Source organism: Flavobacterium marginilacus (assembly GCF_026870155.1).
Classification (GTDB): domain Bacteria; phylum Bacteroidota; class Bacteroidia; order Flavobacteriales; family Flavobacteriaceae; genus Flavobacterium; species Flavobacterium marginilacus.
Window position 1 is genome coordinate 2,792,515 of the sequence record NZ_CP113975.1, and the last position, 16,215, is coordinate 2,808,729.

The 16,215-nt window shown below is 34.3% G+C and carries 10 protein-coding genes; 2 read left to right on the forward strand and 8 right to left on the reverse strand.

The window, feature by feature from the left end; genetic code table 11:
• Positions 1 to 85: 85 nt before the first annotated feature.
• Both pyrR and OZP07_RS12020 read right to left on the reverse strand, forming a co-directional pair.
• Complete coding sequence (pyrR, locus tag OZP07_RS12015; protein ID WP_194640546.1) at positions 86 to 625, reverse strand: bifunctional pyr operon transcriptional regulator/uracil phosphoribosyltransferase PyrR; 540 nt, start codon at positions 623 to 625, stop codon at positions 86 to 88.
• Between the two features lie 271 nt (positions 626 to 896).
• Positions 897 to 2,069: a DUF418 domain-containing protein gene (locus OZP07_RS12020; RefSeq protein WP_281635260.1), complete on the reverse strand. Its 1,173-nt coding sequence runs from the start codon at positions 2,067 to 2,069 to the stop codon at positions 897 to 899.
• Positions 2,070 to 2,449: 380 nt separating this feature from the next.
• Here OZP07_RS12020 and OZP07_RS12025 point away from each other — a divergent pair, with 380 nt between their 5' ends.
• Positions 2,450 to 2,950 carry a helix-turn-helix domain-containing protein gene (locus OZP07_RS12025; RefSeq protein WP_281635261.1) on the forward strand — a complete coding sequence of 167 codons (501 nt, stop codon included), beginning with the start codon at positions 2,450 to 2,452 and terminating at the stop codon, positions 2,948 to 2,950.
• Positions 2,950 to 3,468 (forward strand): IS630 family transposase, encoded by a 519-nt coding sequence (locus OZP07_RS12030; RefSeq protein ID WP_281638474.1) that lies wholly within the window; start codon positions 2,950 to 2,952, stop codon positions 3,466 to 3,468. The genes OZP07_RS12025 and OZP07_RS12030 overlap by 1 nt, the downstream gene beginning before the upstream one ends.
• Positions 3,469 to 3,615: 147 nt before the next feature.
• Here the strand turns inward: OZP07_RS12030 and OZP07_RS12035 are convergent, their stop codons facing one another.
• The 6 genes from OZP07_RS12035 to OZP07_RS12060 form a co-directional block, all read right to left on the reverse strand.
• The gene (locus tag OZP07_RS12035) at positions 3,616 to 5,235 is read right to left on the reverse strand and encodes an ABC-F family ATP-binding cassette domain-containing protein (protein ID WP_281635262.1); all 1,620 of its coding nucleotides are present in this window, start codon (positions 5,233 to 5,235) and stop codon (positions 3,616 to 3,618) included.
• Positions 5,236 to 5,522: 287 nt separating this feature from the next.
• Complete coding sequence (locus OZP07_RS12040) at positions 5,523 to 6,611, reverse strand: glycoside hydrolase family 18 protein (protein ID WP_281635263.1); 1,089 nt, start codon at positions 6,609 to 6,611, stop codon at positions 5,523 to 5,525.
• Positions 6,612 to 6,814: 203 nt separating this feature from the next.
• Positions 6,815 to 8,887 (reverse strand): beta-N-acetylhexosaminidase, encoded by a 2,073-nt coding sequence (locus OZP07_RS12045; RefSeq protein WP_281635264.1) that lies wholly within the window; start codon positions 8,885 to 8,887, stop codon positions 6,815 to 6,817.
• Between the two features lie 119 nt (positions 8,888 to 9,006).
• On the reverse strand, positions 9,007 to 10,944 hold the full coding sequence (gene nagB, locus OZP07_RS12050; RefSeq protein WP_281635265.1) for a glucosamine-6-phosphate deaminase: 1,938 nt from the start codon (positions 10,942 to 10,944) through the stop codon (positions 9,007 to 9,009).
• Positions 10,945 to 11,476: 532 nt separating this feature from the next.
• Positions 11,477 to 13,057 carry a RagB/SusD family nutrient uptake outer membrane protein gene (locus OZP07_RS12055; protein ID WP_281635266.1) on the reverse strand — a complete coding sequence of 527 codons (1,581 nt, stop codon included), beginning with the start codon at positions 13,055 to 13,057 and terminating at the stop codon, positions 11,477 to 11,479.
• Positions 13,058 to 13,069: 12 nt separating this feature from the next.
• A complete protein-coding gene (locus OZP07_RS12060; RefSeq protein WP_281635267.1) occupies positions 13,070 to 16,117 on the reverse strand; it encodes a SusC/RagA family TonB-linked outer membrane protein in 3,048 nt (1,015 codons plus the stop codon).
• Positions 16,118 to 16,215 lie beyond the last annotated feature (98 nt).

Sequence of the window (16,215 nt, forward strand, 5' to 3'; positions counted from 1 at the left end):
TTGTTTGTGGTTTATGGTTTGCTGTTTATTGTTCGTCTGCGTGAGAACAACAAACTATGAATAATTAACCATAATCATTTTTATCTTAATTAGTAACCAGATAAACACCATCTTCCTTATCCTGTTCTACCCAGCAGACTTTTACCTTTTCGCCGTTAATTGCATCCACCTGACGCCCGCGATAATCCGGCTGAATAGGCAGATCCCTGCTGAAACGGCGGTCAATTAATGTTAACAGCTCAATTCCGGCTGGTCTTCCAAAAGACTGAATGGCGGTCAAAGCTGCACGAATGCTGCGCCCTGTGTACAATACATCATCAATGAAGATTACTTTTTTGTCCTCAACCAAAAAATCAATCTGAGTTTTATTGGCTTCCAAAGGCTTATTGGTTTTTCGGAAATCATCTCTAAAAAAAGTAATATCCAAATATCCCAAAGCAATATTAGACAAATGATACTCCTTTTCCAATAATTCTTTTAACCTCTTAGCCAAAAATGTCCCTCTGGGCTGGATTCCTATCAAAACAGTATTGGAAAAATCAAGATGTTTTTCAATTAACTGGCAAGCCAAACGATTCAAAATAATATTGACTTCTTTTGAATTGAGTAACACTTTTTGATTCATATCTGTGCAATTATTAATTTTTATTGGATTAAAACAACATAAAAGTCTGTTTTTAAATGCGTCATCCGATTTTAAAACAGCCGCTGGTTTGGTCAAGCAAATATACAAATTCCGCATTAGGATTTATTCATTGCCCGACCAGAAAATATATTAATTATTTCTAAAAAGGTAATTATTTAATTCCTAGCTATTAGCCACTAGTTTAAGAATGAGGATCAAAAAAAGCTGAAACATCTGGCAACCTTTTTACGTCTATCAATTTAAAAAAAAACTAAATCCAAGTTGCTTTATGCCAAAGATATTCCAATGGTCCCTGCCTATGCGTTTTTAGCCACCAGGTACAGAATGACAGCTGTAAAATAAACAATGTGATTCCAATCAGCAAACTGTATGTCGCCCCAGTATATTCAACCATTCCCAAGCCATAACGATAATAAATAAAAGAACCGGCAACAGACTGCATGATATAATTGGTCATACTCATTTTTCCAAAAGGAATCAATTTGGCAAGCAGATTACGAACTGACTCTTTTTGATACAGCAGCACTATAATTGAGACCATAAAGATCATAAAAGCGACATTTGACCAAGAAGAAATAATGATGTAAAGGCTTTTTCGAACTTCTTTTCGCTCAATAATCTGTGATGAAAAATTTTTCAGGGTAAACAAAGGAACAAACAGCAGAAAAGCATACTGCATAGCTTTTTTCCAAAATAAATTACTCTCAGCTGATGCAATAAAAAGCTTTTTGCGCCCCATTAACAGTCCAAACAAAAATAAAGCAGGAGCTTGAAAAAAGCGCCCATTTTCCCAAGACCAAAAGATAGATGCAAATCTCCCAATAGTAACATTTCCAATTGCATAATCCAAAAATGAACTGCTTTTCATATAATTGCCCATATTGTCATAAAGACCATCAGACCAGCTTGAACCCGGAGCATATTCCGGATGCACCAACAGATAAAAATACCGCATCCACTCCAAAGGCTGTAACATCAGAACAGCAGCTGCAATAAAAACTGCCTTATCGTTCCATCTGCAGACAGGAATCAGGACAATTCCCATTACCGCATAAATCATCAGAATATCGCCTTCATAAAAAATAGTATTTATGAATCCGAATCCTAACAAAAGCAGTAAACGCCATAGGAATCTGCCTCTGAAATCTTTTCCTTGTTTTTCTTGGTTGTCATTTTGAATATAAAAGCTAAAACCGAAAAGCAAAGCAAAAATTGCATACGATTTTCCGCCAAAAAGAAAAAATAAGGTTTCCCAGATTATTTTATCCAAAACCTTCATCCACTCAGGCAAAGCTTCCGGAAAATTATAGTAATCAAAATGCTCGATATTATGCAACAACATTATGGACATAATTGCAAAACCTCTCAATACGTCCACAACTTCAATCCGTGGAGCTTTAAAATTCAAAGTACTGTCTGACATAGTTATAATAGAAAATTATTTTTTTTTCAAAAATATCTTAATTTTCTATCAAAAACTAAAAATATTTTCAAACACAAATCCATATCACAATGGATGTTTTTAAAAACATAAACTTTATAAAATCATCAATTAAAATAAAAATATAATCAACAGAATTTTGGTACTTGCTTTAGTGCTATTTTCATTTACAAGCTGTGAAGCTATACCGGGTATTTTTAAGGCGGGAATGGGATTCGGCATATTTATTATTATCATTATTACTGCAATAATAATTTATTTCATCAGTAATACCAATTATAATTATATAACAGCCTGATTTATTCAGATTGTTTTTTTATTAAAAATTAGACTAATTTATAAATATAATTATATATTTGCTTATGGCATTAGCAAAATTTATACTAGTAAAAGAAAGCGAGCAGGAACTCAAGTCATTAATGAGAAAACAACCTGTCCATTTAAAAAACCGAATACAGATGTTACTGGTTTTAAAAAAGAGTGAGATATTATTAAGCAAAGAAGCTCTCTCTAAAGCGTTAAAAATTAACCATAACACTGCTCAAAAATGGAGAACTGCTTATTCCAAAAACGGAATTGAAGGTTTGTTGCGTGATGGTAGAATTGGTTTTAAACCTTCACTAATCAGTGCTGATTTGCATCAGGCAATAGAAAAACGACTGCATTCGCCTAAAGATGCTTTTACCTCATATACTGATTTAATTCAATGGATAACTGATAATTATATGTCGGAAGGTATTAATTATCAGACCCTAAATAGTTATGTAAAAAGACACTTTGGAGCTAAAATAAAAGTGGCTCGAAAAAGTCATGTCAATAAAAATCAAGACGCTTCGGATAGTTTTAAAAAAACTTCCCTTTAATTCTTGAAACAGTTTTAAAAAATGCTTCATTTAATTTTTCATCTTTTAATCTTTATGTCCAAGATGAAAGCCGGTTCGGCTTATTCACTAGAAACGGAAAATCGCTAACAGCAAAAGGAGTTAAGCCAATTTGTACTTATCAAAACGTATTTAAATCAACTTATATTTTTGGAGCTTTTTCGCCCTATAATGGCGATAGCTTAGTGATGGAATTGCCTTATTGTAATGGTGATAATTTTCAGATATTTTTAAATGAATTGTCAAAAAAGAATCCCCAAGAATTTAAAGTCGTTGTTTTAGACAATGGGGCTTTTCATAAAGGTAAATCTTTGGCAATACCCGATAATATAGCATTGCTTTTTCTTCCCCCTTATTCTCCAGAACTAAATCCTGCTGAATTAGTTTGGCTAAACATGAAAAGAAAAACAACAAATCTAATCTTTAAAACAATCGAAGAACTCAAAATAGAGATAGACAAAATTGTAGAGACTTTAATTACTAGAGACTTTAATTACTAGAGAGTTCATTATGAGTCTTTGTGGATTTAGTTATTTTTTTCAAACAAATTAGACCATTATATATTCATAAATGGTATAAATTTCTCGGCAGAAAATAAGACACAAAAAAGCCCGTTATTTTTAAAGTAACGGGCTTATCTATAGTGTTTAAATATTATACATTTTCTTTCTTTGTTCCTGAATTTTATCATCATCAAGGTATTCATCAAAAGTCATATAACGGTCGATAACACCGTTTGGAGTCAATTCAACCACACGGTTACCAACAGTTTGAGCAAATTCGTGATCATGTGTTGTAAAAATAACCGAACCTTTATAGTTTTTCAATGAGTTGTTGAACGCCGTAATTGATTCCAGATCCAAGTGGTTTGTTGGTTCGTCCAGCATCAGGATGTTAGCTCTTTCCATCATCATTCGTGAAAGCATACAGCGTACTTTTTCCCCTCCAGATAATACACGGCTCGTTTTTAAAGCTTCTTCACCAGAGAAAATCATTTTACCAAGGAAACCTCTAATGTAAACTTCATCACGCTCTTCCTCTGTTTTTGCCCATTGGCGCAACCAGTCTACCAATGTATAGTCATTTTCAAAAAAAGAATGGTTTTCTGCCGGCAGATACGCTTGATTTGTAGTAACTCCCCAGTCAAATTCTCCAGAATCCGGCTGCTGGTTACCATTTAATATTTCATAAAATGCTGTTGTAGCACGTGAATCTTTTGAAAAAAGCACAATTTTATCGCCTTTGGCCATATTTAAATCCACGCCTTTAAACAAAGTCTCTCCATCAATAGAAGCACTTAAGTTTTGTACATTCAAAATTTGATCTCCAGCTTCACGATCCTGATCAAAAATGATTGCAGGATAACGGCGGCTTGACGGTCTGATCTCTGATATATTCAGTTTCGAAATCATTTTTTTACGAGAAGTAGCTTGTTTTGATTTTGCCACATTCGCAGAAAAACGACGAATAAATTCTTCCAGTTCCGCTTTCTTTTCTTCTGCTTTCTTGTTTTGCTGCGCACGCTGTTTTGCCGCTAATTGACTGGATTCATACCAAAAAGTATAGTTTCCTGAATAGTGGTTTATTTTCCCAAAATCAATATCTGAAATATGAGTACAGACTGAGTCCAGGAAGTGTCTGTCGTGAGAAACGACAATTACCGTATTCTCATAGTTTGCCAGGAAATTTTCTAACCAGGCAATGGTTTCAAAATCCAGGTCGTTGGTTGGCTCATCCATAATCAATAAATCAGGATTTCCGAAAAGCGCCTGTGCCAAAAGCACTCTCACTTTCATTTTTCCTTCCATATCGCTCATTAATGTATAATGATTTTCCTCAGTAATTCCTAAGTTTGACAGCATTGCTGCTGCATCAGAATCGGCATTCCAGCCATTCATTTCTTCAAACTGTACCTGAAGCTCCCCTATTCTATCCGCATTTGCATCATTATAATCAAGATAAAGGGCATCCATTTCTGTCTTAACAGCATACAAAACTTTATTACCCATCATTACGGTTTCCAGCACTGTATGTTCATCAAACATATTATGGTTCTGGTTCAAAACCGACATACGTTTTCCTGGTTCCAGATGAATATGTCCCGAAGTTGGATCAATATCACCTGATATTATTTTAAGAAAAGTTGATTTTCCAGCACCATTGGCTCCAATAACTCCATAAATATTTCCGTGTGTGAAGGTTGTATTTACTTCGTCAAACAAAATTCTTTTACCAAACTGAACTGATAAATTATTGACTGTTAACATGAATGTCTCTTTATTAAAATTTTGCGCAAAAGTATGAAAAAATTACGAATTACGATATGAGATATACGAATTACCACGGCATTCGCTTTTAAAAGTTTCTGACACTAATTTGCACGAATTAAGATTGCTGTCTAATTACACAAAATATTCGAAACTGTAAAAGTTGTAAAATTTGATTTCATTTTTGATAAGAATTAGTGTTAATTGGTGAAATTCGTGTTTATCTTTTTTAAATGTGAATGCCGTGACGAATTACAAATCCTAAATCGCAAATTTTGTCTTTACTTTTATCTGGATTTTTTCAAGTTATCAATAGCATCAACCATTCCATTTTGTTTTTTATCCAACGTAAGTTCCCAAAACATTATCCCGCCCAATTTCTTTTCTATGACGTAGTTTGTTTTTTCTTTTACAGAAGCAATATCATCTCCAGTTGCAAATAATTTTTCTTTTTCATTATACCAATAGGGAGCTTTAGCTTTTTCATCCCAAAAATAATTCCATCCTTTTTCTTTTGTAAAAGTTGTTTCATAATCTTTAAAATTAATTCCGTTTGAAGCAATGCCCGATTGATACAATCCATTATTTACATTAGAAACCTCTTTCCAAACTCGGGTATAAAAGGCTGCTCCAATTACTAATTTATTGGCTGGAATTCCCAACTTTAATAAATAGTCTACTGCTCGATCTGTTGATTCCTCAGTAGTATTAGTACTGAATAAAGGAGTATGATGACCTGTAACTTTAGAATATCCATTAACCAAATCGTAGCTCATTATATTGACACGATTTACCAATGGCATTACTTTTTCCCATTCTACAGACTCATCCAAATATTTTTGAAAACCTCCTGCTGCAAAACTTAGTTCAATTTTTGTTCCTAATTCCTTACGAAGCAATACAACTAGAGCAGTAAAATTTTCTTTATCGCCTTTTTGATATAAATGCTGAGGATAACCTTCGATTGCAGGATATTCCCAGTCTAAATCTAAGCCGTCAGTCTTAAAATAATTATTAACTTCTTTTACCGATTTAGCAAAAGCTGCTCTTTTTTCAGCAATTGAAAAAACTTCCGAACAAGGTTCACAACCGCCCCAGCCTCCTAGAGACAGCATAATTTTAAGATCAGGATTTTTATGTTTTAAAGAAACTAATCTTTTAATTGCTAAAGAATCCTTTGGAGTATCTACACTTAATTTCCCTTCTTTCAGATGACAAAAACTAAAAATAATATGCGTCAATTTGAAAGGATCGAATTCATCAATCTGTTTGTCATCACCCATATAATAAGCAATAACAGATAGATTCTGCTTTTTTTGTCCTAAAGCAAACAAAGGTATCATTGACAATAAAAAAAATATTTTTAAACTTTTCATTCCATTATATTTAAAAGATTAATGCTCTGCACAAATAACATAAATTTAAACCATTTATAAAAAAACCTGGCAACGAATTACCAGGTTGAGTATATTGTTTTCATAAAAAAAAACAATAATAATTCAAAACAAAAGTGATCATAGTAAAATACAAATAACCAAACTCAATCTTAACAATTCCAACTTTAATTTTTGAATTTAAATTAAGCCTGAACTAATTTTTTCAGACTTTTATATACTGCCAATTCGACATCGGCATGCTCTTTCGAATTACATTTTTCAAGCAGACTATTTAATACTGCTGCATCAATATTTTCTTTTTTATCAATTTTGAGTAAAAGCTGTTCTGCAATATCATTTAAACTCTTTGACAATGGCAGCAACGATTTTACAAGCGGTGCATTATTACTCAATGCATTAAGATCCAAATCCATTTTAATCCATTTATTTAAATAGCTTATTACTAAATTTTGATTTTCAGATGATTTGTTATTCAAAAAATTAGTAACAGCCTGGTCAAAATCTACCGCATCTGATGCATCCGGCGTGCAAACGTCTGCAAATAAAGTCAACGGAGAATACATTTTATATTCAGTCCCTTCGCTGTTTCTTGTATAACCTTTTAGCGGTTCGCAGACATTAGACAAATCAAATAGAGCATCACTTTTTTGATTATTGCTGATATTTCTTAACAGACCTTCTTTACTTTTTAGATGTGTCAGTCCCAATTCTTCTAATCTAAAAGAAACAGTCTTCAGTCTTTTGCGTAAACTGTTAATATCTGTAACACTTTCATTAGACCAAAAACGTTCTGCAATAGCCGCTGTCCTAGGCCAAATTCTGCTGTCAATTGTTGCTGATGTTACTAATTCGGTCCACATAGTTGCTTCTCCACCCAAAATTCTTGCTTTTTCTTCATTAGTTAGAGTGACATTTTTAGGCATTGGATCTACCGTATAATGATCTGCAGCTTCGTACATCAAGTCGATATAGTATCCATTGGACAAAACAGTTTTGTAACCTCCTTTTACAGCATCCACTAATGATTGTCCTGCCGTCTGACCTTCATTAACCCCTTTCCAAGAATGGATTATAGCCTCTTTGGACATATTTTTGGTCATAATTTCTTCCCAGCCCATTAATTCTTTATTATGTTTTTTAAGCATTGGGATTAACTGCATCGTAAAATAAGTCTGCAGTTCATGGTTGTTTGCTAAATTATGCTTCTTTTTGAATTCCTGAATTTTAGGATTCGCATCCCAGTCTTTGCCTTCGTTTTCATCCCCTCCAATGTGAAAGAACTTACCCGGAAAAAGCGGACAGACTTCATCAAAAATTGAACTTATAAGTTCATAAGTTTTTGGACTTGAAGGATCAAGAGTAGGTGTAAAAATCCCTGCATTCCTTTCTAAATCATACTTTTGAATTTGTTTTAACTGCTGTCCTTTTTCACCATTGCCAACATTCAAAACTTCAACTTTACTTCCTATTTCCGGATAAGCGGTCAAAATAGCAGTTCCGTGACCTGGCATGTCAATTTCCGGAACTACTAGAATTCCTCTATCACTGGCGTATTTTATAACATTTTTGATTTCTTCCTGAGTATAAAAATTCCCATCCGATGCCATCTGTATTAACTTCGGGTGTTTTTTCATTTCGATTCTCCAGCCTTGATCATCTACCAAATGCCAATGAAAAACATTCATTTTTACAGCAGCCATTCCGTCCAGATTTCTTTTAATAACATCAACCGGCATAAAATGTCTTGCTCCGTCAATCATCAGCCCTCTCCAGGTAAATCTTGGAAAATCGGAAATTTTTGAAACAGGAAAATAAAATGAATTACTATTATTCTGTAAAAGCTGTAATAAGGTTTCCAAACCGTGCAGTGCACCAACATCCGTAGCCGCATTTATTGTAATTTTATTTGGAGTTATATCCAATAAATAACTTTCATCCTCATAAAGGTCAATTTTTCCGTTTCTCACACAATTAATCTGCAATTGAGCTTCTGGAACTTCATTTAAACCAGTTATGAATCCTTGGTTAAAAAACAGCCCTGTCCTTCCGTCCAATCGTCTCAAAAAATTAGCTGCACCGACAAATATTCTTGCATTTGGAACACCGGTAATATTTACTTTAAAATTCTTTGTTAATGCAAAAGAACCTTCGCTAAGACTAATATTTTGAGGCCAAGGCATTACATTTAACTGCTCTTTAGTGACTTGAGCTGTAGAAACAAAAGAGGCTAATAAAAAAAACAGTATATATTTCATTTGATAGAAAAAAGTGTGTGAATAAAAATGTGAAATAGTGCTAAACTCAAGTCTATAGATTTATCAAAAAAAACTTAAAGTTCAGCACTGAACCTAACACTAAACAAAAACGATGATATTTAGTACTCAAAACGTTTAAAAGCTTCAATCGCTTCATATTCTGCCAGACCTAGATCATCATATAATCGGGCAGTATTTTTATTTCGGTCCTCGGCTCTAACCCAGAATTCTCTTGAATCATTTCCTTGAAACATTACTCTGTCCTTTTGGGACTGATGGTATAAAATAGCCTGTCTTTTCAGTAACACTTCATCTGGACTCAACGGAACTGCCATGTCAATTTCATGTATGTCCCATTCATGCCAGGCACCTCTGTACAGCCACAGCCAGCAATCGTTCATAAAAGTTTTTGATTTCAATTCTTTCATCGCTGCAAAAATAGCATTCAGGCACACTTCATGCGTACCGTGCGGATCTGCAAGATCACCTGCAGCAAAGACCTGATGCGGTTTTATTTTTTCAATAATATCTTTTACAACAGCAATATCATCTGGTCCTAAAGGCTTTTTCTGAACCATTCCTGTTTCATAAAACGGCATGTCCAAAAAGTGTGTATTTTCATCTTTCAGACCAATATATCTTGTTGCAGCATAGGACTCGCGTCTTCGTATCAGTCCTTTTAATTTTCTAACTTCTAATGTGTCGCTTTGGCCAATTGGTTTTGAATTAATCGAATCAATTACGGATTGAAAATTAATTCCAGATTTATCCCCTTCAACAAAATCATTACATACTTCAGCAAACTTTAATGCTTCGTCATCTGTAACTGCAATGTTGCCAGAAGTCTGATAGACTACATGAACATCGTGTCCCTGCTTGATTAATTTTGCAAAAGTTCCTCCCATAGAAATCACATCATCATCTGGATGCGGACTAAAAAGAATTACTCTTTTTTTAGCAGGATTAGCTCTCTCTGGACGGAAAGAATCATCCGTATTTGGTTTTCCGCCGGGCCATCCCGTAATAGTATGCTGCAGTACATTGAACATATTAATATTCAAATCATAAGACGAGCTTCCCGAAGCTAATAAATCAGACATTCCGTTATTATTGTAATCCCTGTCAGTCAGTTTTAAAATCGATTGATTGGTATGCTGGCAAAGCCAGACAATTGCTTTATTCTTTAATTGTTCAGTCCAGATACACTCCCCTACCAGCCAAGGTGTTTCCAAACGGGTTAGTTCAGAAGCGGCGCTTTTGTCTAAAACAAAAGTAGTATTATTGTGATTTTGTAAAAAAGTAGCCGGAACCTCTGAGCTGATATCTCCCTGAATCGTTCTTTTGATAATAGAAGCTTTGTTCTGTCCCCAAGCCATTAGTACAATTCTTTTGGATCTAAGAATTGTTGAAACACCCATCGTGATTGCTTTTTTAGGAACATTACTAATTCCGTTAAAATCACCTGAGGCATCAACTTTGGTAATATGGTCCAAAGTAATAATACGAGTACCTGAGTTTATATGTGATCCAGGCTCGTTGAAGCCTACATGTCCCGTACGCCCGATTCCTAATAACTGAAAATCAAGTCCTCCTGCATTTTTAATATTCATTTCATAATCAACACAAAACTGATTCAAGTCTTCTAATGCGACAGTTCCATCAGGAATATTCACATTTTCAGGTCTGATATCTACATGATTAAAAAGATGCTGGTGCATGAAATAATGATAACTCTGATTACTTTCCTTTGGCATTGGATAATATTCATCTAAATTGAAAGTAATAACGTTATCAAAACTCAAACCTTCCTCTTTGTGCATGCGAACCAATTCCTGATATACTTTTATAGGTGAAGATCCTGTTGCCAAACCCAATACACATTTTTTATTCTTTTCTTGTTTGGAACGAATTAAATCCGCAATCTCGTTTGCAACGATTATTGAAGCATCTGCAGCATTTTTAAAAATTACGTTATGGATTTTTTCAAAACGGGTATCTTCAAACTGACCTGCCTTTTTAAAGCTTATGTCATTACCTAAGTTTGATGTAGTTCTCATGATTTTTTGTAATTATATATTTTAAATTGTATAAAAAATTATAGTATCTCTATTATTAAATGTTAATTTTCATAAAGATACATATATCTTTTTCAGTTTTTATTAATTCTTTAATCCGTTTTTTGATGTAAAACCACTAGGTTTCACTTGTATATAAATTTTATTTTGAAAAAAATAAAAAGAAATTTCGATAGTAATAAACTCATGAATAAAGTAAAACTCCTTTAAAAATTTGAGCGGAACTGGCTTTAATACCTTTATTCAATAAAAAAATCTTACAGCATTATTTTAATATTTTTTGTTGGTTTTAATACAAATTTATATTGACTTTATTCTTAGAAAAAATAAATTAAACCAACACATCTTTTTTTTAAACGAACGGCATTATTCAATCAACAATGCGTTTTTTTGGTGACAATATGTTTTTAAAATTTTATCAAAAAATCGTGCAGCTTCATTTTTATATCCAGACAGCCAATAAACAGCTGCCTGGAATAAAAATAACTGAATATATTAATTTATAAGGTCATTATTAAAAATTAGCTCCGGTAGTATCCCACCAAAGTCTAGTTCCTCCATTATCAGGACCTCCTAATTTAGTTAGCCCAGTTGCAGCACCGCCAGGGTTTCCGTCTTTTTCAGACTGTACAAAGTTTACTCTTCTCGGTCCATACTGAGTTGTAATTGTTCCCCCGCTGGTATTGTGCAATATTCTAAATAATTTTGGATATCCAGTTCTTCTGTATTCAGACCAGGCTTCCTGCCCTTCAGGGAAATTTGCAATCCATTTTTGAGTAATGATTTTTTGCAGCTTCACCTCATTAACGGCAGCACCATCCCAGGCAACAGTTACATTATTTACAGCCACTGCATTATTTGCTGCATCTTTAACATCTACGAAATCTTTAGCAGTTTTCACGTTATCAGCAATATAAGCTGATGCACCTGAAGCGCCATGCTGTGCAAACGAAGCTGTAATACCTGCTTCATATAAAGCTTGGGCAGTTCCTCCCATATTCCATCCTCTTAATGCTCCTTCTGCTCTCAGGAAAAATACTTCGGCAGTAGTCATTAACACTTTTTCATTTGATCCAACGATTGAACCAATTTCAGACATACCTGTGCGGTCTGATTTAGCTATCATGTTAATACCGGTACGAACTCCTCTGTATTGACCAGGAAAATCAGCTGATTCATTAAAGTATTTTGCTAGTCTTGGATCTGCATATCCGCCCATGATAGACTCCATATCTGCAGACATTCTGATATCACCCCATGAAGAGGAAATAGTTAGAATCGGATCTATAAAATTTGGAATGATTACTTTAGCGATATCAGCATTTGTAGTCATCACGCCAAAAGTCTGGCTGATTGCTTTTTCTGCTTCTGTTTTAGCCAAAGCTGGTTTTATTTTAACAATTCTCATAGCTAAACGCAGACGTAATGAATTTGCATATTTAATCCATTGTTTGTAATCCCCTCCGTAACCGCTCATATCTACTGATGCAAAAGTTGAAGCTTCACCAGCATTTACTCTTTTAGTCAATTCTGTAACTGCATAATCAAGTTCTGCAAACATTTTAGTGTACACTTCTTCCTGTGAATCATAAGGAATAGTAGTATTTGTTGTTCCAAACTGAGAATATACAATTGGACCAAAAACATCAGTTACTCTATGCATTCCTTCCACTTTCAAGATCAACGAAATAGCATAGAACTGATCGTATTTACCTTTTGTTCTCTGTTCGATTTTTAAAGTATTTGCCATTACATCAGTATAAGGCAGACTCCAGATAAAACCATTCCAGCCATCAACAAAATTATAATTTGAGTTATCTCCTGCGGCTCCTTTAAAGGGAGTTGGCGTAGCCATATATCCTGACCAAATATCTGCACTCAGGTTTTGCTGTAACTGATATTTCCAGTGTGTTGTATTGAAAATACCTGTAAAAACAGTGGTAAAAGGAACTTTTACATGATTAAAATCCTGCTCAAGATCTTTAGCCGTAATCCCAGTCGGATTGGTGTTAATTTCGTTGAAATCGCTTGTACAGCTTACTGCCGCAAGCAATGAAGCACATATAGCAGCTGTTTTTATTTTATTTAGTATCATGATGATATAAGATTAGAAAGTTACATTTAAATTAAGACCGATACTTCTTGTAGATGGTGCTGCATAAACATCAATCCCCTGTAAACCATTACCTGTACTCAAAGAAATATTTGGATCAAATGGCGCATCTTTGTAGAAAAAGAATAAGTTTCTGCCTACTAAAGACAGGTTAGCAGTTTTGAAAATTTTATTATTTTTAAGATCAAATGTATATCCTAAAGCCAATTCTCTTAAACTTACGTTTGTAGCATTATAAATATATTCACCTGTTGCACCTTCTCTTCCACCCACTTGGCTGTAGTAGCTTTCTGCCGAGTATTTTCCTGAATAAGCTTGTCCTGCATTTGGTGTTCCAGGAGCATAAACAGCATTGATATCTACACCGCCGGCAGCTCTGGCATCACCAGTTACTTTAGAAACACCAAATTTATCATTTACCGCTTCAGTCAAACTCATTACATCTCCGCCAAAGCGTCCGTCAATTGTAAAGTTTAAGAAATAATTGCCATATTTAAATGAGTTAGTTAAACCTAACATATAATCTGGATTTGCATTTCCAACTTCCTCAAAACCTGTTTTTTGGATTGAACCATCAGCATTCAGCAAAATTCTTCCCTGATCATCTCTTTTAAGGTTGATTCCTTCGATAACTCCAAATGGACGGCCGTTGATTAATGAATATCTATAACTGTTAACACCAGGCTGTGTCAAAACAACTGTTCCTCCTAATTCTTCTGGCAATCCAGAAACTTTATTGTTGTTTTTTGAGTAGTTTAGAGTTGCATCCCATTTAAATTTATCATTATCAACAATTTTAGCATTCAATAACGCTTCAATACCATTATTTTCAATCACACCGCCATTGTAAGCATAATTTTGATAACCTTCAGCATTTGTTGCTGGAGCTGGAATAGTAAGCAATTGATCTTTAGTTTTGTTATTGTAATAAGTTAATTCTATACCGAATCTGTTATTAACAAATCTCCATTCCGTACCTAATTCAAAAGAGTTTTGGCTTTCAGGTTTCAGGTTTGTACCTGGTCTTGGACCAACAGTTGGATTGATATTTTGTGGATTTGCAGCATTATACTGAGAAGTTGGTGAAGTATAGAATGCAGGAACATCATTACCAACCTGTGCAAAGGAAGCACGAACTTTTCCAAATGATATTGCTTCTGGCATTTTAAACATTTCTGACAATATAGCTGTTGTTCCAACAGATGGATAGAAGAAAGAGAGATTTCCAGTGTTTGCCAATGTAGAAGACCAGTCATTACGCCCTGTGACATCTACATACAACATATTTTTGTATCCAAAAGTTGCTGCTGCAAAAACAGACTGCTGCTCTCTGCGGTATCCGTAATTTTGATAATTACCAGTATTTGAATTGAAATTATGAAGTGTAAACCAGTTTGTGATTCCTAAACCAGATGGATCAGAATCTAAAACTGTTTCATCATTAATTGAAGTTTTTGTAAAACTGGTACCTACGTTTGCAAAAAATGTAATATCGTTATTTATTTTCGTATTAATTGTTGCAATTAAGTCACCGTAATTTTGAGTACTCACGTCGTCAATACTAATATACCTGCCATTTGCATGAGATAAAGTTCCTTGAGTTGAAGCATAAATTTCTTTATCAAATTGTGAAGTTACTCTGTCGTAATTGTATCTTGACCCAACAGATAACCAGTTATTAACTTTATAATTCAACCCAACAGATCCATTCATCAGCTGATTGCCATCTACAGATTTATTGCGGTTTAATCCCCAATATGGATTTTGTTCAATATCTCTGTTAGTCATCCAGTTTTGAACCATCATATTTCTGGCAGGATCGAATTTTTCGAAGTTATTTTTATATTCGTTAAAATCATATCCTCTTGGCATTAGGTAAAGACCTGTTAACGGGTTAAAATACAAACCGCTGGTTGGTCTATTTGTAACATATTGAGAAGTGTAATTTGCATTGGCATTAACAGTTAATCTGTCTCCAAAGAATTTACCCATTTGTCTGATGCTAAAATTGTTTTTACTTAAACTGTTAGTTGGTATAATACCATTAGCAGAAGTGTTAGCATAAGAAATATTAGTAGCAGAATTTTGAGATCCAGTAGAGAAACCGAAAGAAGAAATTTGTGTTAATCCTGTTTCAAAAAAGTCTCTTGTGTGATCTGGTGTACTTTTTGCTGCTCCCCATGACTCATCTGCTCCTGGTTTAGCAATATAAGACGTTTGGAATTTTGGCAGATAAGCTGCAGTCTCAACAGTTGTATTAGAAGATACTCTGAAAGCAGAAATACCTTCTTTTGCTTTTTTAGAAGTCAATAGAACAACTCCTCTAGCACCTTGGCTGCCATATAAAGCAGTTGCTGAAGCACCTTTAAGAACTGTCATCCCTTCAAAATCATCTGGATTTAACAGCCCAATAACATCACCGCCGTCACGGTTACCTCCTTGAGTATTACCAAATGAATCATTAGGCTGAAATGAAGAAATATTCAGCATTGGTACCCCATCAACAACATACAAAGGGTTATTGTTCGTAGTAGATGAATTTCCACGAATAGTAACTTTTGTAGAACCACCAGTACCTCCGGCACTTTTAGTTACTGCAACTCCGGCAATTTTACCAGCAATTGTATTCATTAAATTGGGATCTTTTGCTCTAACAAGATCTTCTCCTTTTAATTCTTGTGCAGAATAAGTCAAAGACTTTTTAGATTTCTTGATCCCTAATGAGGTTACAACTACCTCAGTCAAAGCTGTTGAACTTGCTGCATTCAGTTTTACATCTATAGTTGATGACTCACCTACTTCTACATTTCGTGTATCATAACCTAAGTACGAAATTATTAATGTAGCACCAGGCTTAACATCTAGTGTAAATTTACCGTCAAAATCCGTTGAGGCTCCATTAGTCTCCCCTTTTACGTTAACATTTGCACCTGATATCGGAGTACCCGAGGCATCTGAAACAAAACCATTGATTTTTTTTGTCTGCGCAAGGGTAACCTGCGCAGTAAAAATAACCATTACGATTAAAAAAATTTTTCTCATTTTTAAATTATTTTTGTTAGTTATAGCGTAAAATTATAAGGAAGGAGTTTCCTGAAAAAATAAATTAAACCAACAGCACAGTTTTTTAAACCAACGAC

Coding starts and splice junctions, on each gene's coding strand:
- pyrR (WP_194640546.1), bottom strand. CDS start 625: ATGAATCAAAAAGTGTTACTCAATTCAAAAGAAGTCAATATTATTTTG.
- OZP07_RS12020 (WP_281635260.1), bottom strand. CDS start 2,069: ATGTCAGACAGTACTTTGAATTTTAAAGCTCCACGGATTGAAGTTGTG.
- OZP07_RS12025 (WP_281635261.1), top strand. CDS start 2,450: ATGGCATTAGCAAAATTTATACTAGTAAAAGAAAGCGAGCAGGAACTC.
- OZP07_RS12035 (WP_281635262.1), bottom strand. CDS start 5,235: ATGTTAACAGTCAATAATTTATCAGTTCAGTTTGGTAAAAGAATTTTG.
- OZP07_RS12040 (WP_281635263.1), bottom strand. CDS start 6,611: ATGAAAAGTTTAAAAATATTTTTTTTATTGTCAATGATACCTTTGTTT.
- OZP07_RS12045 (WP_281635264.1), bottom strand. CDS start 8,887: ATGAAATATATACTGTTTTTTTTATTAGCCTCTTTTGTTTCTACAGCT.
- nagB (WP_281635265.1), bottom strand. CDS start 10,944: ATGAGAACTACATCAAACTTAGGTAATGACATAAGCTTTAAAAAGGCA.
- OZP07_RS12055 (WP_281635266.1), bottom strand. CDS start 13,057: ATGATACTAAATAAAATAAAAACAGCTGCTATATGTGCTTCATTGCTT.
- OZP07_RS12060 (WP_281635267.1), bottom strand. CDS start 16,117: ATGAGAAAAATTTTTTTAATCGTAATGGTTATTTTTACTGCGCAGGTT.